Source organism: Francisella philomiragia subsp. philomiragia ATCC 25015 (assembly GCF_000156715.1).
Taxonomy (GTDB): Bacteria; Pseudomonadota; Gammaproteobacteria; order Francisellales; family Francisellaceae; genus Francisella; species Francisella philomiragia.
In genome coordinates, this window is record NZ_DS999316.1 from 47,314 (window position 1) to 68,253 (window position 20,940).

Sequence of the window (20,940 nt, forward strand, 5' to 3'; positions counted from 1 at the left end):
TTAGTATATTTTCATAGTATTTGTTAGAGTTTTATACTTGAATAACTTAGCATATAAACATTTAAACCTATTTGGACTTTTATTTATGTCAACTTCGATTAAAAAAATTCCGGCTTTTATTCCCTCAAGAGCTAAATCATCAAATTCAATAGAATATCAGTATGTTCCCAAAAAGATTTTTAAAACTTGGAGAACAAGTGAGGTAAGTCAAGAGATGTATAATGCAGTTTATACATGGATTGATAAAAACCCTGATTGGGAGTTTCATTTCTTTGATGATGAAGCGTGTCGCGAGTTTCTCAAAGAGAACTTTGAAAAAGATGTTCTTGAAGCTTATGATAATATAATACCCGGGGCTTATAAATGTGATTTGTGGCGCTATTGTGTGCTATACATACATGGTGGCGTGTATAGCGATATTAAGCAAGAGTTATTAGTTAGTCTTGGTGATGTTTTATCCAATGATATTGAGTTTGCTTCAGTTAAAGATAAATATAAATCAGACTATGAGTTTGATGGCTATATTTATCAGGCATTTATTTGTTCGAAGCCAAAGCATCCATTCCTAAAAAAAGCTATTGATATGATAGTAGAGAATTCAAAGAAGGGTTTTTATGGTAATGATCCTTTAAGCATCACAGGTCCAGGTTTGTTGGGCAAAGCAATTAATCTAACAGTTAATCAGCAAGAAAAGACTCCATTATACTCAGGTGTTAATAATATAAATAATTTTAGATTTGAACTTTTTCCATATATAAAAGACTCGATATATACACATCAAAACTCTATGTTTATAAAACCCGAGTATAATCGTTCATATAAAAAAGAACTTCATGTAAATCTAAAGAAAAGTTTTGCCGGTAACTATTCGTTATGCTGGTTTACTGGTAAATGTTTTGCTTCTGGAAAAATTGATAGAATTAAGTCAAAATTCTTTAACAAGAGAAAAGGGCGCTATATTATCGATTCACTCTATCTTGAAGGTAAGCTTAGTAAGGCCAGATTGACAGGTATCAAGTATATCCTATTACAACCAACTCGTAGTTTATTTCTTATTAGAAAAATAATTAAGAACGAAAAGCAATTCAAGAATTAATGTCTATTTTTAATTTCGCATTGTAAATTTTTCAGCGATTGGCAATATAGTTGGTCTGAGTATTCTTTGAGGTTTTCGCGCATTTGCAAATAATCGTGCTGAGATAACTCTATTGCTTTAGTCATAGCTTCTGCATAATTATCATCTTGTTTGTATAGTATGGCATTATCATTATTAAAACCATTTATTGGAGCAAAACTTTCTCTGATAATAATTGGCTTTAGAAAACCATAGACAAGTTGAAATGTACCACTAGTCTTACAAGTAATATATTTGATATGGTCAGGATTATCTTCGTATGCTGATAGGATAAAGTCAGCTTTTTCAATTTCAGTGTACATTTCTTTGAAATCAAGACGTCCTTTGATATCAAAATACTTTTGCAGGTGTGTAGGTAAATCTTTGATATTTCCTTTACCAATAACAACAACTTTAAAGTTAGTAACAGCTATATTTACTAGTTCTTCTACAGCATTTACAAGCAGTTTAGTGCTTTTTCTTTTTTCTGAAATTGCACCAATAGTAACAAAAGTTGTTAAAGAGTTTTTATTATTTGGCTTGAATTGTCCAAAATAGTGAGGATTAACAGCGATAGTAGTCGCATTTTTGTAGTCCATTGTTCTAAGTGTGATAATATCCTTACGTGTTTCAGAGTTATTATCAAAGTAGCTATCAATTTCATGTTCAACAAAGAAAAGTTTATTTCTATCTATTTGTTTATTAAACGAGTTATATACTTGGTTTATATCTTTACCATCATATAATTTGCCAAGTGTTGTGATTAGTACCCCTTGTACATTAGCTAAACTATTTTTTTTGAAAAACTTGCGAATTTGCCTTTTAGACATTTTATTATACGAGATATTTTCATTATCAAATCTACAGAATAATCCTTCTTTGTATCTTTTAGGATTAATTAGGATAGAAACATGATAACCTAAATCAAGTAAATACTTCGCAAATCCAGGAACTATTTCAGCATGGCTATGTGTACAAGGTTCCCATAGCAAAAATGTATTGTCTTTTATGATGGGTTTTTTGTAAGAAAAAATATTACAAATTTTTTTAAAAAAGAACATCTATTACTTCAAACAACTAACTAATATATGAAAACATTATAACACTTTAAGCCAGTAATTCTTACATTACAATTATTAGATATCAGTAAATATTAATAATTACATTTCTTGGATTTTGTGACTCTTGTAAATAATCAGATATTGCTTTAGTATGTCTGATATAACCTATTATTATAATTAAATCAGTGGAAACTAAAGATATAAAAGATATTGAAGTTATTGCCTTGTCATTAGGTCGTAGATTTTCTGGGATTAATGCTAGTATGTTAGCTGTGATGCCAGAGCAGGCTAAGCTAGTAAATATTGTAGGTATGGGTTTTAATATTGATTCAAACGGTATTAAAACCATTAGATTTAGAGACTTTTTATTTAAGTGTTGGCGTGATAAATGGCGTATTTGGCATGCACGTAGAAACATTGATATGCTTGTGGGGATTATCTTAAAATACGTTTTTAGATATAAAATAATACTAGTTTTTACTTCTGTAGCACAAAGGCATCATAAAAAACTGACAAAATTTTATATAAACAGAATGGAAGCTGTTATATGTCCATCTGAAATATCTGCAAAATATCTTGAGAGATCACCCTATATAGTACCGCATGGAGTTAATACTGAAGTTTTTTATCCAGCTGGCAATAAGGCTCAAGAGTGGCAAAATAGAAAATTACCAGGTAAATATGGTATAGGAATATTTGGTAGAATCAGAAAGTCTAAAGGAACTTATGAGTTTATTGAAGCAGTAATAGCTATGCTAATAAAATATCCTGATTGGACAGCAGTAGTTATTGGTGAAGCAACACCTAAAGATTTAGAGTTCAAAAAACAACTAGAACAAATGGTTCAGCAAGCAGGTTTGTCAGAACGGATAATATTTACAGGATTTATCAAGAATAGCAAAGAGATCCCAAGTTGGTATAGAGCTTTAGATATCGTAGTTTGTGCTAGTCATAAAGAAGGCTTTGGCTTGCCAGCTCTTGAAGCTATGGCATCCAAATGTGCTGTGATTGCTACTAAAGCTGGTGCTTGGCCTGAGATTATTTCTGATGCTCAAAATGCCTATTTAATTGAACCAAAATCAAGTCAACAGATTGCTGAAAAGTTAGATATCTTAATGTCTAATGATGAATTAAGATATGAAATAGCTCAAAATGGCTATGATTTGGTGTCATCAAAATATAAAATCCAAAATGAAGCTGAAGGAATTCAGCAGGTTTATAATCAACTTTTGAAAAGAAAGTGATTAGATATACTGTTTAGTTTTTATTCATAGTAACTAATTTATTTGTAATATCATTATTTGGGAATGGTAGTTTTTCTAAGATAACATCAAAACTTTTTGTATTATCTTTATCTAGAGTATTTAAGTCTACAATAACAGGATTATTAGGTTTGTTATATGTTGTTATGTATAGTTTATTATTATTTAAATCTTTGATTACTACGTATGCTGTATGATCAAACATTTTCTTATTCTGTATTTCATCGGCTACAACACCTTTTGGAATATCAACATTATGTAATATATGCGTTACTTTTGATACAAGGTTATCATCATCTTTAGGACTTTTATTGTTTGCATAATAAGCAATTGCAGCTGTTCTAACAAATCTTGATGGAGGAGAATAATCTCCAGGAATTCCAAGTAATCCACCACCTAAGAAACCACTGATATCTTGAACAGTTCTTTCATGTTTTTCAGTATTAATGACATCACTGATTTTAAGATTCGTAGGTGTTCTATTATCTAATGATAAATAATTTTTTAAGTTAAGTAGCTGCCAATCATAAGTTGGCGCATTAGTCATTACTTTAATATTTGAGTTTACATTGTAGAATTTAACTTTACCATCTATGTATTCAACAACTAAACCAGCTCCATTTTTATCTGTTATTAAAAAATGAACTTCTGGAGATATTCCATCAATTTCTATATTCTTATCAGACCAGACTTTATATTTTTTTAAAGCCTGCTTGACTTCATTAACATTAGTAAATTGACTCAAAATAAATGTTGTAGATTCGATTATTGATGCGTATTTAGTATCATCTTTATCTACAGTTTGATATTTTGTAAAACCTGGTAAATAATTTGCACTTAGACTTAATCCTTGACTATTTTGTCCGTCAATTACAAGAGTTTGTCCATCTTTTGACAAACCAGTAGCTAGTACTGAATATTTAGATTTGTATTCCTGTTTCGGTAAATTAGTATTGCTAGGAGCTGTTAAATAATGAGGAGTATTTTTAGGAATATAGAGAAATTGCCAGTTCCAATCAAGGGCCCATTCCATAGTTCTTCCCGATACTACATCACCTTTTTTATCTACTAGGGTTACAGCTGTGCATGCTATAGATTGCGAAAATAACAAAAGTAATAGAGAAATATAGGTAAAAGTTTTTCTGATTAGAGATTTCATTGATAACTATCCTTTATTTATAATTAACTGTTTCGATATTAGCATAACTTTAATAGATTGGTACCATTCATATTTTGATGTCAATATATAATTTTTAACAGGTGAAATTAAACTTTCACTGACTAATTTGTTTATTTATAATCTATTTATATATGAATAAATCTTGTTAATTAATGGTAGAAATAACTCATCAGTCAGATAAACACCCTAAAGCATTATGGTATATTATAGCAATATATATGTGGGAATATTTTAGCTTCTATGGTATGAGAGCTCTTTTAATCTTATATTTAGTAGAGCATCTTAAATTTAATGATACAACCTCTTATGCAATTGCTGGAGCATATGTGACCTTAGTATATCTTTCACCGATTGTTGGTGGAGTTGTTGCAGATAGAGTGTTAGGGTATAAGAAAGCTGTCATTTATGGAGCAGCACTTATGTCTATTGGACATGTTATTTTAGGTTTTGGCGGAGATGCTAAACTATATCTAGGAATGGCCTTTATAGTTTGTGGTTATGGGTTTTTCAAGAGTAACATTTCATGCTTATTAGGGCAGCAGTATAGTTCTCATGATCCTAAAAAAGATTCAGCCTTTACATTACTATATTTAGGAGGGAATTTCGGAGGTATATTCGCTCCTATGATATGTGGCTTGATAGCTCATTACTATGGTTGGCATTATGGTTTTGGAGTTGCTGGTATTGGTATGATATTTGGCTTAATTGTATTTATATTAGGTTCTAAATATATTCCGGATATTCTTCCTGAGAAGCCCTTACCTAAATATTTTAGTAGCTTTATAATTGCTTTAAGTATAATTATCATGGTTGTATTTGCTTATTTTGCTTTAGAGTATCTTTTTGATGGTTATCTTTTAGCCGTGGTTGCTTGTATAACAACGTTATTTTTTATAATTATTTTTATTAAAACAGATTTCTCTACGCGTAAATCATTAGTTACTTTATTACCTTTTTATATATTTGGTATAGTTTTCTGGGTTTTTGATGAGCAGTTATATACTTCTGTGGAAATATTTATACATAGAAATGTCGATACTTATTTATTTGGAATTGATATACCGGCTAGTACATTCACTTCTATGAATTCTCTGTCAATATTATTTGGAGGCTTAATTCTTGCTTGGATTTGGAAAAGAGTAAAGTCTTTAGATGATGATTTCGGTAGGATGATAAAATTTTCATTTGGGTTTATTTTCCAACTAATGTGTTTTGTTTTATTCTTTATAGCTGCCAAAAATGCTAGTTTGGATGGTACAACATCAGCATTATTAGTAATTATTGCTTTGGCATCTTTAGGAGTATCTGAATTATTTATAGATCCTATTGCTCTTTCTGAGATTACCTCTATTGAAGATAAAAAATATACAGGTTTTTTAGCAGCATCATACATGCTTTTTACAGGAAGTGTTGCAGGATTTATAGGGGCAAAAGTTGCTGACTTAGCAGCATTTAAAGGAGTGAGTGAGGATATTGATTTAGTTAAGCAGGCTCATTTGTTTGAAGGATTGTTTACTCATATTATGATTATCTTAGGCGTGACTATTTTGCTATGGTTTATAGTAGCATTTCTTATAAAAAAACTAAGATAATAACTTTAGTTACAGATAAAAAAAGGATAAACGGCGATTATTTTATCATTTAGTAATATAACTTTTGCTTTAGAGCGTTCTGATGTTGGTATTTTCAGCTCTTGGAATAATACTTTTAACTTATTTACTTTGTCTCTGCCTTGATATCTACATTTATCAGAAGCTTGTCTTTGTCGGACTATAAGTTCCCTAGTATCAAAGTCTTTATTAAATCTCTCTTTGAGCCACTCAATTATATCTTTATTATCCAAGATTAAATCTACTTGGTTATTATTCTTGATTATTAGTTGATTATATTCTACAGATATTTGATATTGTTGATTGATATCAAACTGCCAGCCAGTGTGTATATCACTATTAAGAGCTTTATGTATTTCTTCGGTTTGCTTATTTTTTAGACTTTGGTTTGTTGTTTCTTTAAACCAGTGATGAATTAAACTCTTTTGTATATCTTTATCTAAGGTAAGTAACTCAGAGATAATCAGACTATTATCTTTAGAAATCTTCTGTAATTTTTCATTAAGTAACTTTTGTAATATGTTATTACTTTCTGCGCAGATTTTAGCACTTCGAGAAAGAGTTCTGCTAATATTTGGATTAATTTGCTCTAATATTGGCATTATCTGATTACGAATAAGATTCCGACGATATTTTATATTCTCATTACTATCATCATAGATGTGATTAATCTTATTCTGGCTTGCATAGTTTTGAATATCTTTCTTTGTATAATCTAAAAGAGGGCGAAGTACAGCTCCATGATTTAATTGTTTATAGTATGGCATACTAGCTAGTCCAGCTAATCCTGATCCTCTTATCGCTTGAATTAGGAATGTTTCAGCTTGATCATCTAGATGATGACCTAGTAGAAGAGTCGGACTAGAATACTGACTCATGATCTCAATAAAGAAATCCATCCTTTGCTTACTTGCCCAAGCTTCAAAACTTTCTCCTTTAGGAGCTTGATCTAGAGAGTGAGCTATAAAATCAATATTTGCATTATTGCATATTGTTTGGCAATGTAATTGCCATTTTAGTGCATCAGGATGGATGTTGTGGTTAATATAAATAGCAATAGTTGGAATGTCTAAATCTTTTGTTATGTCTAATAAAACACTAGAATCTACACCACCACTATAACCGATAATTATGTGAGAAGGAGAGTGCTTTAAAATTTGAGAGATAATTTGGGTTTTATCTAAAGACATCTATACAAGAAAACGAGCTTTTATTGTAGTTTTGATTTTTTTGAATTCATCAACAAGATCTTTTGCTTCATCAGAAGTTGATTTAATATCCATCACAACATAACCAATATTCTCTAGAGTTCTAAGATATTGCCCTTCAACGTTAATGTTTTTTGCAGCTAATATCTTGTTTAGCTCATTCATAGTGCCCGGTATATTTTGGTGTATATGTAATATTCTATGAGTTTCAGTATGGCTAGGTAGTGATAATTCTGGGAAATTTACGGCATTTAGAGTCGAACCATTATCAGAATATTTAATAAGCTTAGCAGCGACTTCATTGGCAATATTTTCCTGCGCTTCGATAGTGCTACCACCAATATGAGGCGTTAAGAAAACATTATCAAAGCCTCTTAGTGGGCTTTCAAATATTTCACCTTTAGCAGAGGGCTCTTTAGGGAAAACATCTATAGCTGCGCCTTTGAGTTTACCATTTTTCAAAACCTCAACTAAAGCATTAATATCAACAACATTTCCTCTAGAAGCATTAATTAGTACTGAGTTTTCTTTCATGAAGCTAAGCTCTTTAGCAGAAATCATATTTGCAGTTGTAGGCAATTGAGGTACATGTAGTGAAACAACATCGGAATTTTTAAGTAGAGTCTCTAAACTTTCTACAGCACTAGCATTTCCTAATGGAAGCTTTTCTTCTATATCGTAAAATATGACATTTAAGCCTATACTCTCTGCTAAAATACCAAGCTGCATACCAATATGGCCATAGCCAATGATTCCAAGAGTTTTACCTCTCACTTCATTAGCATTATCAGCAGATTTATGCCATTCACCACGATGAGTTTTAGCATTTTTATCAATTACATTACGTATCAACAAAATTGCTTCAGCTAATACAAGTTCAGCAACACTACGAGTATTTGAAAACGGAGCATTAAATACAGGTATTCCTAGATTTTGAGCAGTCTTAAGGTCAACTTGGTTTGTACCAATACAGAAACAGCCTATGGCAGTCAAATGAGAAGACTGTTCTAGTACTTCTTTAGTAAGCTGTGTACGTGAGCGTAAGCCAACGATTTTAAAATCTTTAAGCTTATCTACAAGCTCTTGACCTTCTAGTGCTGTATTCAATAGTTCAATATTTTCGTATCCAGCAGCTTTAAATGATTCAAGAGCATTTAAATGAATACCTTCTAAAAGTAGAATGGGAATTTTCTTTTTGTTAAGAGATAATTGATTCATTTTTATAATATCCTTATACAGAAATTTTTGCTTTTATAGCTGGATGATGTTTATAATTCTGAAATTCAAAGTCTTCATATTTGTAATCAAATATAGAACTTGGTTTTCTTAAAATTTTAAGCGTTGGTAAGTCTAAAGGCTCTCTACTAAGTTGCTCATTTACTTGCTCTATATGATTGTTATAAATATGACAATCGCCACCAGACCAAATAAATTCACCAACATCAAGGTCACATTGCTGAGCAATCATGTGTGTTAGTAAAGAGTAGCTCGCAATATTAAATGGAACTCCCAAAAAGGCATCAGCACTTCTTTGTGTAAGCATACAAGATAACTTATTATCAGCAACATAAAACTGGAACATTGCATGACAAGGTGGTAGGGCAGAATTACCTTTAGCGACATTCTCTTGAGGAGAGATTTTTTCTGAAGGAACAACACAAGGATTCCATGCTGAGACAAGAATTCTACGTGAATTTGGATTGGTTTTTAGCATTTCAATTACTTCAGCAATTTGATCTATACCTTCGCCATTGAAGTCACGCCATTGTTTACCATATATCGGTCCAAGTTCACCTTCTTCAGTTGCCCATTCGTTCCAAATTCTAACTTTATTATCATTTAGATATTTTACATTTGTGCTACCACTTAAAAACCATAACAGTTCATGAACAACACTTGGGATATGAATTTTTTTTGTAGTTACTAATGGGAAACCTTGTTGTAAATCAAAGCGCATTTGGTATCCAAAAATACTTGTTGTACCAGTACCTGTTCTATCGCCTTTATTAGTTCCATTGTCTTTTATATATTTTAGAAAGTTTAGATATTCTCGCATTTATTCTTCCTTGTTCTTATGAAAACTATGATAAGAATTATTGCTCCTAACACTATCATAGGAATAGATAATATCTGTCCCATAGTCATCCAGTTAAAGAATATATAACCATATTGTGGATCTGGCTGTCTGAAGAATTCACAAATAAATCTAGCGCTACCATATAGGAACATAAATAATCCTAATATTAAATAACGTGGTCTTTTTTTGATACTAACTAGCCATAATACTGTAAATAGTACAACACCTTCTAAAAAGAACTCAAATAGTTGAGAAGGGTATCTAGGTAAAGGTCCACCAGTAGGAAAAATCATTCCTATTGGAGAATCTGTAACTTTTCCCCATAACTCGCCATTTATGAAATTACCAATTCTACCAGCACCTAGACCTATAGGTACAACTGGAGCTACAAATTCGCCAAGGTCAAAGAAGTTAACTCCAAGTTTGCGTGCATATAGTGCAAATGCTATTAATACACCTATAAACCCTCCATGGAATGACATACCACCATCCCAGAGGAAAAACATTTGGAGAGGGTTATGAAAATAGTAGGGTAGATTGTAAAAGATTATATAGCCAATTCTACCGCCCAATATAACACCTAAAGCAATATAAAATGTTAAATCACCTGCTTGTTCAGGTTTGATAGGTGCCCATGATTTAACTTTTGCTCTGTATCTCAATAAATACCAGCCAGCAAAAATACCGAATAAGTACATTAAACCATACCAGTGGACTTTTATAGGACCTAGATGTAAAGCAACTGGATCAATTTGAGGATAGTGTAACATTAGATATAGCCTTGCTATTTAGATTATTGATTGAGATTCAAAATCAAGAGCTGGAGAATAATTTATGTGTTCTGGCTCAGGTTGATTTTGTTTGTTAACTTTTTCAACTGTTTTTTCTTTTTTATTATTTTTAGTAGTTTTAGGCTTTTCTTTTTTTACGCTATTTTGCTCAGATGTTTTATCATCTTTTTCTAGTTTAGCTTTTTTAGATTGCTCTTCTTTTACAACTACTTCATCAACTATTTCAATAGTTTCTTTTATCTCTGTATGAATATTGTTGCTATCCTCTACTTCAGTGTTTTGGATTTTCTCGGCTTGTTTAGCCTTTTCAGCTTGTCTAGCAGCTTCTTTAAGAAGAGTTATTTCTTTATCGACTAAAACAGTATCAAATTTTAGATATTTACTAGTCTTTGCTTTTTCTTCAGTAGCTACTTTTGTAGCACCATCATCTTTTAAGCTATTATAGTTTTCTAAAACATCTTTAACCATAACAGAGACAAACTCTTCAGGATTTTTAGATATTACTTTCTTGATATTGTCAGTTTTTTCAGCAGTTTGATTCTGATACTTAAGCTGAGTAATATCAACAACTTCTTCAGCATTATTAAGATTTAGGTTGTTACTTCTGCTACTACCACGATTGTTTGATTTTTTATCAAACTTATCACTACTTAATTTATTTTTGTTACGATCATTCCTATTGTCATTGTTTTTACGATCGTTACGCTGGTTATTGTCTCTTTCTTGCCTATTGTCTTGAGACTTTTGGACTTGAGGTTTTTGACCTTTATTATTATTTTTATTATCACTGCGATCATTATTATTAGCTTTGCGATCGTCACGTTGATTAATGTCTTTTTGCGGTCTGTTATCTTGAGACTTTTGAGGTTTTTGAGCTTTATCTTTATTGTTGTATTGTTTATTTTGAGGTTTCTTATTCTCAACAGCAATAACTTCATTACTACCTGTAAGCTTATCTAGTAGTTTACTGAAAAAACCTTTTTTCTTTGGCTCTTGCTTTTCACTAGTTTCGTTTGTGTTGTTTTGAACAGTAGTTTCAATATTCTTGTTTTCAAGTTTATTATCTTCCTTAGGGCTTACGCTCTGATCTTCAGATATAGGTTTACTTAGTTCAACAGCAGCAACTTTCTTTTTACCCGCTTTAGGAATTTCAACGTTGTATACATCTTCTATTAAGTCAGAACTGGTACGGTTTGATTTGTAGCTAGTACCCCAAATTCTTTGCATTTGAAACTTAGGAGACTCCATGTTGAAGTTAGGAATTAACATGACTTTAACTTCAGAGATTCTTTCAATTTCAACAATGCTATCTCTTTTCTCATTTAGTATATATGCAGCTATATCAACAGGGACCTGAACACGTATCTCATTAGTATCTTCTTTGATAGCCTCTGCTCTAATTTTACGTAAAATAGTAAGTGCAGTAGCTTGAGTTGTTTTTATGAAACCATGTCCGTCACAACGAGGGCACTTTTGCATTACACTTTCATTGATTGATGAGCTTAAGCGTTGTCTAGATATTTCAACAAGTCCAAGTTTAGATATGCGTGACATTTGAATGCGTGCTTTATCTTGCTGCAGAGCTTCCATTAATTTTTCTTCGACTTGCTTTCTATTTGGATAGAATGACATGTCAATAAAATCAACGATAACTAGGCCACCAAGATCTCTGATTCTAAGTTGACGAGCAACTTCTTCAGCAGCTTCTAAGTTTGTTTTGAAAGCAGTAGTTTCAACATCTTCAGCTTTGTTAGCACGAGATGAGTTAACATCAATAGCAACCAAAGCTTCTGTTGTGTCAATTACAATAGAGCCACCAGAAGGTAATCTAATTTCTCTCTTATAGGCATTTTCTATTTGTTGATCGATACCAAACTGTGCAAATATAGGTAACTCTTCGTTGTATAACTTAACTTTGTTAATATCAAAACTTTGTCTAAGTAAGCCAAGTTGTCTTTTAACATCTTCATAGCATTCTTTAGAATCTACAATAATTTCTTTAACATCTTCTTTTAGATGATCTCTAACTGTTCTGACGATTATGTCACTCTCTTTATGAAGTAGAGCAGGCTTTTTGATTTTATGATAAGCCTTAAATATTGAGTCCCATAATTCAACTAGAGTATCAAAGTCATGTTTTAACTCTTCAAAAGAACACTCTACACAAGCAGTTCTTGCAATTACACTCATATTTTTAGGGATGTTTAAATCTTTTAGATATTTCTTAAGTTTTTCTCTATCCTCACCCTCTACACGACGTGAAATACCGCCACCATCTGGGTTGTTTGGTAGCAACACCATGTATGAGCCTGCAAGTGTGATAAATGTAGTTAAAGCTGCACCTTTATCACCACGCTCTTCTTTGTCAATCTGTACTATTAACTCTTGACCTTCTGAAAGAAGATGTGCAATATTTTCACCATTTGGTACGTCTTTTAGATAATACTCAGAAACTTCCTTGAATGGTAAAAAACCATTTTTATCTTCACCATAGTTGACAAATATTGCATTTAAGCTCGGTTCAATTCTAGAAATATAGCCCTTATAAATATTGGCTTTTTTCTGTTCTCTATCAACATTTTCAATATCTAAATCAATAAGTTTTCCGTTATCTAGAGTAGCGATTCTTGTTTCTTCACTACTTTTACTATTTATTAGTATTTTCTTCATTTTTTAGTTAATTCCTTCAATAATATAATGTTCATAACTAGCTGTTTAATGAGCTAGCTCGTTAAGTTCAGACCTATTTTGGTCTTTTTAATAAATCGCTTTTATAGACTATTTCATATATGAAACTGACCAAATTTACCATCTTTAATCATGCGCCTATTTAGTTCGCGATTTTGTTAAAGTACTATGTACGCAATTATTTGATATAATATCAATATTAGCTAATAATTAAAAGAATTATTGATTTTTAATGGGTCTTATTTATCTAGATTATGCAGCGACTACTCCACTTAGTCAAAATGTCAAAAAAACAATGCTAAAATCGATTAGTGATGACTCTGATTTTTTTAACTCTGGATCATCAACTTATGAGCAGGCTTTATTAGTTCGCGATAAAATTGAGCAAGCAAGGGTATCTATAGCAGATAGTTTGTCTGTCTTGCCTAGAGAGATTATTTTTACATCAGGAGCTACTGAGTCAAATAACCTTGCAATAAAAGGAGCAGCTTATGCTTATCAAAATAAAGGTAAGCATATAATTACATCAAAAGTTGAACATAAAGCAGTACTTGATGTTTGTGGTTTTTTAGAAACTAAGGGATTTGAAGTTACGTACTTGGATGTAGATGGATTTGGACAGATTGATTCAGAGCAACTTAAAAAAGCTATTAAACAAGAGACTATTCTTATAAGTCTAATGGCTGTAAATAATGAGCTAGGTACTCTAAATAATCTTCGTGAGATCGGTAAGCTAACTATGCAGAGTGGTATAATTTTTCATGTTGATGCAGCTCAAGGATATGGCAAGATTGATATTGATATAAATGATATGAATATCGATTTGTTATCGGTATCTGGACATAAAATTTATGCTCCAAAAGGTGTGGGATTTTTATATGTGAGATCTAAAAGGCCAAAAGTTAAGCTAGAAAAACAGATACATGGTGGAGCTCAGGAATTTAATCTAAGAGCAGGAACATTAGCGAATTATCAGATATTTGCATTAGCTGAGGCTGTAAAAGAGATGTTTGCTAATAGACAGAATAATCTGCAGTACATAAAGGATTTGCGAGATACTTTTTTGGATATTATTAAAGAAATTGATGATATAAAGATAAATACAAAACTTGATAATAGCTATCCTGGTATTTTAAGCATTACTTTTGTAGGTGTAAAAGGTGAAACTTTGTTAGCAATGCTTGGTGGTATTTGTATGTCTATGGGGTCTGCGTGTAATTCTCAGGCTGTTAAACCATCTCATGTTTTGGTTGCTATTGGTTTGAGCGCTGATCAGGCAGAGTCTACGATAAGAATTTCATTTGGTCTACATACTTCAAGAGAGCAGGTTGTATTAGCTGCTAAAATACTAATAGAAAAAGTTAAGCTTTTGAGAGCTATATCTCCACCGGGAGAAGAAAATGTATAATGATTTGGTAAAGAAACTTCTTGCGGAGGTTAATTTTGAAGATGCTGTTATCTTGCCGAAGCAAGTCAAATATTGTGTGATTGATAATTTTTCGGTTATAGAGATGTATATTTCTGAAGAAAAAATCTCATTTAGAGTTTATGGCGATGCTTATATGCTAGCAATGATAAAATGGTTACAAAAAAAATTACAACATAAAGCTGATATCAAGAAAATATCGCTACAAGAGCTTGTGAAGGAGTTTGATTTGCCTGAGTTTAAATATAGGAATGCTTCGCAAATAATCGAACTTATTGAGAAAATAAATGCAGCAGTTGTATGATTTTTATATATTGCACCAGTGCAAATATCAAGAAAATTCTCTACTTGTGAGTATATTCACTCGAGAGTTTGGTAAGATTTCGGGGTTAATAAGAGTTAATAAGAAAACGATAAACCTATATCAGCCTTTGGTTAAATTAAGAGGGCAAATTAGTCTTGCTAAAAAATCAGATGGATTATCTAAAATCTATAACGTAGAGTTTGTTGAGTCATTCTATCAAAACACATATATAAATCTATTATCATTGCAGTACATGAATGAGTTGATATATCTGCTACTGAGTTATTCTCATGAAGAAGAGTTTTTATTTGAGAAATATGGTTTTATTCTAAAAAATATAAATGAAATTAATTATAAATATTTGTTGAGAATGTTTGAGCTTGAGTTGCTAGATAGTCTTGGGCAGGGGATTTATGTCGATTGTGATATTGATGGTATGCTTATTGATGAGAGTTTAAATTACTCGATACTTACCGCGGGCTTTAAAAAAAATTTATCAGCTATTCCAAATAGTATTGCTGGGAAAAATCTCTTGAAAATCAATCAATCAGTGAGCTCATGGACTGATGAGGATCTAAAAGCCATTTCTAAAGTTACTCGTGCCTATATTGATTATGCTTTAGCTGGTAAGCAGTTAAGAAGTCGTAAACTTTTAATAGATTATTTGAATTTGGGTAAAAAATAGTCTTTATAATTATATTTTGTTAGAGAGCCTGTTCTTAAATGCTTTGATGAAAGATATTGTAGGTGGTATCAAAGATACAACAATAATTAAAATTACAAATAGGCCGAAATATTTTTTGACAAAAGCATTATTGCTAAAGAAGAATGCTAAGTAGACAATAGAGTATACCCATATAAAAGCACCAAGAATTCCCATTAATACAAATTTAGGATATCTCATGCGTGCCATGCCGGCTGTGAAAGGCATAAATGTTCTTACAAGTGGTGTAAATCTTGCTAATATGATTGCAGCAGCACCATATTTATTAAAAAATTCTTGTGCTTTAAGTAGGTGAGCTGTTTTGAGAATTTTTGCATCATCTTTAAAAATTCGTTTACCGACCATTCTGCCAAGGAAATAGTTGCATGAGTCACCACATACAGCTGCAGCTACAAGTATTGGAGCTAATACATGTACATTTAAGCTAGTCGCAGCTCCAGTAAGTCCTAGTGCAAAAAGTAAAGAGTCGCCAGGTAAAAAGGGTGTTACCACAAGCCCAGTTTCACAAAAAATCACTAAAAAAAGTAATAAATAAGTCCAATCACCAAGTATATTAATATATGTGCTAATAAATTGATCTAGATGTAGGATAATATGAAATAATGCTGAAATCGTATCCATAAATTATTCATTTTGAATGTTTTGTCGTTAGATTATAAAAAAATAATATCTAAAGGTTAAGTTCTTTTTACTTTTATTTTATTTATAATCCCTTTTATAACCATTTGAATCACAACTACAGCTACAATAATGGCAATAATTAAGCTCAGATATTGTTTAACAAAATAGTTGTCACTAAAGAAATATACTGTATATGTAATTGAAAAAGACCAAATAATAGCTGATATGGCTCCTAATGTAACGAATTTGGCATAGTTCATGTTGCTAACTCCAGCAACAAATGGAGTAATCGTTCTAACAAAGGCTATAAAGCGTGAAAAAATTATTGCTTTTGTACCGTATTTATCCAAAAATTCTTTGGTTTTAATTAAATATGCTTTTTTGAGGATTCTAGCATGTGTACTAAATAATTTCTCACCAATAAATTTACCAGTAATATAGTTGCAGGAGTCTCCGATAATAGCTCCTAAACAAATTGATAGAACCGCTAAATGAATGTTGATACTTGTTGCAGCAGCAGTTACACCAATTGTAAATAGTAAGGAGTCACCGGGGAAAAATATTCCAAGAACAATTCCAGTTTCACAAAAAATGATAAAAAACAGTAGTATATAAAACCAAACACCTAAAATATCTATGAAGTAATTTATATACTCATTAAAATGGATAATAAAATCAAACATTGCTCTACTCCGGTTTGATTTTTATTGATAAAGCATGAATTTGTGGCATAAGTGATTGTGTACATCTGAATATTTCTTTATGTGCTTTAATCTTTGCCATATCACTTAACTTTTTAGATGAAACATTGACTAAATAGTGGTATTTACCTTCTATAAACCCTCTGTGTTTTGCGTGCTTGTGTGTTTCATCTATTATTTCAATTGTTGCTAGAGGATCAAGTTCAGATAGTATTTTGTTTTTAATTTCATTAGCTAGAGTAGTACTATCCATATTTTATAATATCCTCGTAGGTGTAATAATTAAATCAAGCTTAATATCATATATATCTATGATGATATCATCATTTTGCTGTTCATCAAAGGCTATGCCTATAGTTAAAGGGGAATTGCAGTTTTTTTTGAAGCTTAAAGTATAGTCATAGAAACCTCCTCCCATGCCCATTCTGAATTTATCTCTATTGAAACCAACAATTGGCACGATAATAATATCAAGTTCCCAAGCAGAAATGATCTCAGTTACTGAATATCTAGGTTCTTTAATCCTATATTTATTCAGATAATACTCTTTTGAATCTTTTGCGAACCATAAACTATGTTTTATAAAAGGGTGAACTATAGGTAAATAAATATTTCTGAAGTTGTTATTGATTAAGGATGTATTAACTTCATTTTTAAGAGAAACAAAACTAGCTACTTTGGGATCTGAGAAGTTGTTTTTAATATAATCTATGACTTTAAAGTTGATTTTAGATGATAGTTCATCTTTATCATTTAGATTGTTCCTAATATTTAAGAGTTCTCGGCGTATATGCTCTTTGTTCATGACTAAAACTATAATAATTAGTTGTCCAGATTACCGTTTTAGTTCAATATTCTTGATCCCTATGGTATCAAGTTTGGGTGCCATAGTTCCAACGTTGGGCTTCTTTGTGAATGCATGGCATCAAAGCTTGCTCTCTAGTTCAAACACCAAGCTCCCTATTCTAAGTAGTATCGGTACAAGATTGTAACTAAATCACCAATAACCCAGACAACTAAACTTTTGAATACATGGGTATTATAAACAACAACATCTTCTCTTTGAATAATTTACACTAAAAAGTTTATAGATATATTGCTTGACTTTAGCTGATTTAAGTTATCTATTTTTAGTGTGTTGAAGGTGACTATCTTATTAGACTAATACTTTAAAAAAATACCTATAACTAATTATCTATATACAGTAAAATATCATTTAATAATATATAAAATAAAATTCTATCTATGAAAAATGAAAAACCTAATTTTGAAGATGTCGCAGAAGCTCTAAAAGTAATGCAGGCTTTAACTACGGCTTCAGAAGCACATGGGCTACTTTGTGCATTATTTAGCTTTGGAGCAGAAGTTAAATTCACTGCATGGTCAGATTCTTTGATGACAAAACCAATCGAAGAAGGTGATTTGATAGCGGCTTCGGCTTTGCAAACTATGAAAAAACTTTATGACTACACTCAGTCGCAGTTTGATGAAAAAGGCTTAAGTTTTGATTTATTCTTACCAGAAGATGATGAGCCTTTAAGTTATAAAGCTGAAGCATTAACTTATTGGATCAGAGGTTTTTTATCTGGTGTAGGTTTATTTGGTTTAGACTATGAGAATTCTAAAGATAGAGAGACTAAAGAAGCAATAAGCGATTTAATGAAAATATCTTATATGGACTGCGACGCTCTTGAAGATAATGATGACTGTGAACAAGATTTTATTGAATTGCTTGAATATACAAAAGTTGCAGTATTATTAATTGATAGTGAAAAAGTTTAGGTATTTATATGAATACTAAATATGATATAGCGATTGTTGGTGGAGGTATTGTTGGCTTATTAACTTCCTTAGCACTTGCTAGAACGGGATGTTCAATTATTCATATTGAGAAAGATGAGCTAGAAGTCAAAAATGATAACCGTAGTATCGCTGTCTCTTATTCATCGATAGCATTTCTGAATACTCTTGGGTTGTGGGATAAAGTTGCTAGTAAAACTCAAACCATAAAAAAGGTTCATGTCTCTGATAAAGGACGATATGGTAGAGCTGAGATTTTTGCTAAGGATGAGAATCTGCCATTTCTTGGGGCTATCGCTCCAATGCGTGAACTATTAGCAGTTGCATTGCAGAATGTTGCTGAAAATGAAAACATCGAAAAAGCTTTTAAGACTAATGTGGTTAGTTTGCAAAAGAATGCTGATGATTATTCGCTAGTTGTTGAGCAAGAACAACAAGATAAAATAATACATGCTTCACTAATAATCGCTTGTGATGGTGCAAGCTCAAGTATACGTAAAATGCTAAATGTAGGAGCTCAAACTACTGATTATAAACAAGATGCAGTCGTTTTTGATATCCAAACAGATCTTGATAATGATAATACAGCGTTTGAGAGGTTTATGACTGATGGTGTGCTTGCAATGCTTCCTAAGTCAAAAACTACAATGGGCTGTGTTTGGACTGTTGATCGAGAAGACTCAAAAGCAAAGTTAAACCTAGGCAAAAAAGAGTTTGAGGAACTGGTTCAAGATAGATTTGGTTATAGATTAGGTCAGATTGAAGTTGCTACTAAGCCTGCTGTTTTTCCTTTATATCTTGTTCAATCAAATGAAGTATATAAAGATAATGTACTATTTTTTGGTAATGCTTTGCATTTTTTACATCCTGTATCTGGTCAAGGCATGAATTTAAGTATTCGAGATATCGGCTTTTTATATGATTTACTTGTTGAAAGTGATTTTTCACAAAGCTCTATAGCAGTAGTTTTAGAAGAGTTTGCCAAAGTTAGAAAACCAGATCATGATAGAACAATTAATATTACACATGGATTTGTGAAATGGTTTGTTTCAAATGATTTTAAATTTGTGGCAAGTAGAAATGTTGGATTACACTTGTTACAAAGAAGCAGATTAGCCAAAAAAGTTCTATCTCGAGTGATGATGGGTAAGCTGACAAGAGGTTCAACACTAATGAGAAAGGTGGTTGAAGATGAACATTAAAAATATCCAAAAAGATGTAGTGATTGTTGGCGGTGGTATGGTTGGGCTTAGTTTAGCTTTATCTTTGCATCAAAATGGTCTACAAGTCGCTGTAATAGAAGCGAGAGAAATAAATCATAAGCATCTTAATTTAGATAGAGTAGAAACAAGAGTAAGTGCGGTTAATCATACCTCTAAGAGATTGCTACAAGATTTGGGTGTTTGGAATGCTATTAAAAGCCATCGTATATCACCGTATTATCAAATGCATGTTTGGGATGATGTTCCTAGTGAAAGTATTACTATTTCAGCAGAAGAGATATCTGAGCATAGTTTGGGTAATATTGTAGAAAATGATGTTATAACACAAGCTCTCATTACTGAAATTAGTAATACAGGTATTGAAATTTATGCGAATCAAAAAATTGAAAAGATCCAAAAGAATGGTAACACGGAACTAGTTGTTTTAGCTGATAAAATTATCGAAACTAGCTTGATCGTCGGCGCAGATGGAGCTAACTCTTTTATTAGAGATTATTTTAATTTTGAAACTAAAGTTAAACCATATAAACATACTGCGATAGTAGCAACTCTTGAGCTTGAAAAACAACATAATCAAACAGCATATCAAAGGTTTTATGATAAAGGAGTTTTAGCATTTTTACCGTTAGAAAATCCTAATAAAGCTTCGATAGTTTGGTCTGTGAAAACTGATTATGCTAATTTCTTGATGAGTTTAGCTGATGAGAAGTTTGAATTAGAGTTAGCAAAAGCAATTAATAATACTCTTGGGAGTGTAAAACTTTTATCAAAAAGATTTAGTTTTGAGCTAGTTCAGCGTCATGCTAAGAGTTACATTAAAAGTAATGTTGTAATAGTTGGTGATGCAGCACATACTATTCATCCTTTAGCTGGTCAGGGTGTAAATATTGGTTTTAAAGATGTTATAGCTTTAAGTAAAGTTGTAAGTGAAGCTTTTGCCAAAGGTAGATTAATTGGGCATATCTCAACGTTAGATAAATACCAACGCGAAAGAAAGCTTGATAATACTAAGATGATAGCTCTTATGAAAGCTTTTAAAGAGGTGTTTGGTAGTGAGAATGATTATATTAAAAAAGCTCGTAGAGCTGGATTTGAGTTTGTTGATAAATATAGTATTGTCAAAAGTTTGGTAGTAAAACAGGCGTTGTAA

General features: G+C 31.6%; 20 protein-coding genes and 1 other RNA gene. 9 read left to right on the top strand and 12 right to left on the bottom strand.

Annotated elements, in window-relative coordinates:
- The first annotated feature begins 85 nt into the window (after positions 1-85).
- Positions 86-1,096, top strand: coding sequence for a glycosyltransferase family 32 protein (locus tag FTPG_RS05575; RefSeq protein ID WP_035722487.1), 1,011 nt, complete (start codon positions 86-88; stop codon positions 1,094-1,096).
- On the opposite strand, the gene FTPG_RS05580 is transcribed toward FTPG_RS05575, so the two are convergent.
- The gene (locus FTPG_RS05580) at positions 1,093-2,175 is read right to left on the bottom strand and encodes a hypothetical protein (protein WP_004287453.1); all 1,083 of its coding nucleotides are present in this window, start codon (positions 2,173-2,175) and stop codon (positions 1,093-1,095) included. The two genes, FTPG_RS05575 and FTPG_RS05580, sit on opposite strands and share 4 nt — an antisense overlap.
- A 185-nt stretch (positions 2,176-2,360) precedes the next feature.
- Here FTPG_RS05580 and FTPG_RS05585 point away from each other — a divergent pair, with 185 nt between their 5' ends.
- Positions 2,361-3,419, top strand: a complete 1,059-nt coding sequence (locus FTPG_RS05585) for a glycosyltransferase family 4 protein (RefSeq protein ID WP_004287454.1) — start codon at positions 2,361-2,363, stop codon at positions 3,417-3,419.
- Between the two features lie 13 nt (positions 3,420-3,432).
- Here the strand turns inward: FTPG_RS05585 and FTPG_RS05590 are convergent, their stop codons facing one another.
- On the bottom strand, positions 3,433-4,596 hold the full coding sequence (locus tag FTPG_RS05590) for a linear amide C-N hydrolase (RefSeq protein ID WP_004287455.1): 1,164 nt from the start codon (positions 4,594-4,596) through the stop codon (positions 3,433-3,435).
- A gap of 173 nt (positions 4,597-4,769) precedes the next feature.
- Between FTPG_RS05590 and FTPG_RS05595 the strand changes: the two genes are divergently transcribed.
- Positions 4,770-6,209: a peptide MFS transporter gene (locus tag FTPG_RS05595; RefSeq protein ID WP_004287456.1), complete on the top strand. Its 1,440-nt coding sequence runs from the start codon at positions 4,770-4,772 to the stop codon at positions 6,207-6,209.
- 5 nt (positions 6,210-6,214) lie between these two features.
- Here the strand turns inward: FTPG_RS05595 and tilS are convergent, their stop codons facing one another.
- Genes tilS through FTPG_RS05620 form a run of 5 tightly spaced genes read right to left on the bottom strand, consistent with a single transcriptional unit; the run spans position 6,215 to position 12,973 of the window.
- Positions 6,215-7,417 carry a tRNA lysidine(34) synthetase TilS gene (gene tilS, locus FTPG_RS05600; protein WP_004287457.1) on the bottom strand — a complete coding sequence of 401 codons (1,203 nt, stop codon included), beginning with the start codon at positions 7,415-7,417 and terminating at the stop codon, positions 6,215-6,217.
- Positions 7,418-8,653, bottom strand: a complete 1,236-nt coding sequence (serA, locus tag FTPG_RS05605; protein WP_004287458.1) for a phosphoglycerate dehydrogenase — start codon at positions 8,651-8,653, stop codon at positions 7,418-7,420.
- Between the two features lie 13 nt (positions 8,654-8,666).
- Positions 8,667-9,491, bottom strand: a complete 825-nt coding sequence (locus FTPG_RS05610) for a thymidylate synthase (protein WP_004287459.1) — start codon at positions 9,489-9,491, stop codon at positions 8,667-8,669.
- Positions 9,476-10,282: a prolipoprotein diacylglyceryl transferase gene (gene lgt, locus FTPG_RS05615; RefSeq protein ID WP_004287460.1), complete on the bottom strand. Its 807-nt coding sequence runs from the start codon at positions 10,280-10,282 to the stop codon at positions 9,476-9,478. Before lgt ends, FTPG_RS05610 begins: the two co-directional genes overlap by 16 nt.
- Positions 10,283-10,300: 18 nt before the next feature.
- Positions 10,301-12,973, bottom strand: coding sequence for an Rne/Rng family ribonuclease (locus FTPG_RS05620; RefSeq protein WP_004287461.1), 2,673 nt, complete (start codon positions 12,971-12,973; stop codon positions 10,301-10,303).
- A 250-nt stretch (positions 12,974-13,223) separates the two neighbouring features.
- Here FTPG_RS05620 and FTPG_RS05625 point away from each other — a divergent pair, with 250 nt between their 5' ends.
- From FTPG_RS05625 to recO, 3 genes are read left to right on the top strand one after another with little or no spacing between them, the layout of a single operon-like run.
- Positions 13,224-14,399, top strand: coding sequence for a cysteine desulfurase family protein (locus FTPG_RS05625; RefSeq protein ID WP_004287462.1), 1,176 nt, complete (start codon positions 13,224-13,226; stop codon positions 14,397-14,399).
- Entirely contained in the window at positions 14,392-14,721 is a 330-nt protein-coding gene (locus tag FTPG_RS05630) for a hypothetical protein (RefSeq protein WP_004287463.1), read from the top strand. Before FTPG_RS05625 ends, FTPG_RS05630 begins: the two co-directional genes overlap by 8 nt.
- The gene (recO, locus tag FTPG_RS05635; RefSeq protein ID WP_004287464.1) at positions 14,705-15,406 is read left to right on the top strand and encodes a DNA repair protein RecO; all 702 of its coding nucleotides are present in this window, start codon (positions 14,705-14,707) and stop codon (positions 15,404-15,406) included. Before FTPG_RS05630 ends, recO begins: the two co-directional genes overlap by 17 nt.
- 9 nt (positions 15,407-15,415) lie before the next feature.
- Here the strand turns inward: recO and FTPG_RS05640 are convergent, their stop codons facing one another.
- The 5 genes from FTPG_RS05640 to ssrS all read right to left on the bottom strand — a co-directional run bounded on the left by FTPG_RS05640 (position 15,416) and on the right by ssrS (position 17,785).
- Positions 15,416-16,066, bottom strand: a complete 651-nt coding sequence (locus FTPG_RS05640) for a VTT domain-containing protein (RefSeq protein ID WP_004287465.1) — start codon at positions 16,064-16,066, stop codon at positions 15,416-15,418.
- 56 nt (positions 16,067-16,122) lie between these two features.
- Positions 16,123-16,749: a VTT domain-containing protein gene (locus FTPG_RS05645; protein WP_004287466.1), complete on the bottom strand. Its 627-nt coding sequence runs from the start codon at positions 16,747-16,749 to the stop codon at positions 16,123-16,125.
- A gap of 4 nt (positions 16,750-16,753) precedes the next feature.
- Positions 16,754-17,020, bottom strand: a complete 267-nt coding sequence (locus FTPG_RS05650; protein ID WP_004287467.1) for a BolA family protein — start codon at positions 17,018-17,020, stop codon at positions 16,754-16,756.
- Positions 17,021-17,023: 3 nt separating this feature from the next.
- Complete coding sequence (locus FTPG_RS05655) at positions 17,024-17,572, bottom strand: 5-formyltetrahydrofolate cyclo-ligase (RefSeq protein ID WP_004287468.1); 549 nt, start codon at positions 17,570-17,572, stop codon at positions 17,024-17,026.
- Between the two features lie 18 nt (positions 17,573-17,590).
- Positions 17,591-17,785: non-coding RNA, 6S RNA (gene ssrS / locus FTPG_RS09660), on the bottom strand.
- A gap of 227 nt (positions 17,786-18,012) precedes the next feature.
- Between ssrS and FTPG_RS05660 the strand changes: the two genes are divergently transcribed.
- The 3 genes from FTPG_RS05660 to FTPG_RS05670 are packed head-to-tail and all read left to right on the top strand — an operon-like array spanning position 18,013 to position 20,940.
- Positions 18,013-18,549 (top strand): UPF0149 family protein, encoded by a 537-nt coding sequence (locus tag FTPG_RS05660; RefSeq protein ID WP_004287469.1) that lies wholly within the window; start codon positions 18,013-18,015, stop codon positions 18,547-18,549.
- 8 nt (positions 18,550-18,557) lie between these two features.
- Entirely contained in the window at positions 18,558-19,769 is a 1,212-nt protein-coding gene (locus FTPG_RS05665) for an FAD-dependent monooxygenase (RefSeq protein WP_004287470.1), read from the top strand.
- Positions 19,759-20,940 carry an FAD-dependent oxidoreductase gene (locus FTPG_RS05670; RefSeq protein WP_035722490.1) on the top strand — a complete coding sequence of 394 codons (1,182 nt, stop codon included), beginning with the start codon at positions 19,759-19,761 and terminating at the stop codon, positions 20,938-20,940. The genes FTPG_RS05665 and FTPG_RS05670 overlap by 11 nt, the downstream gene beginning before the upstream one ends.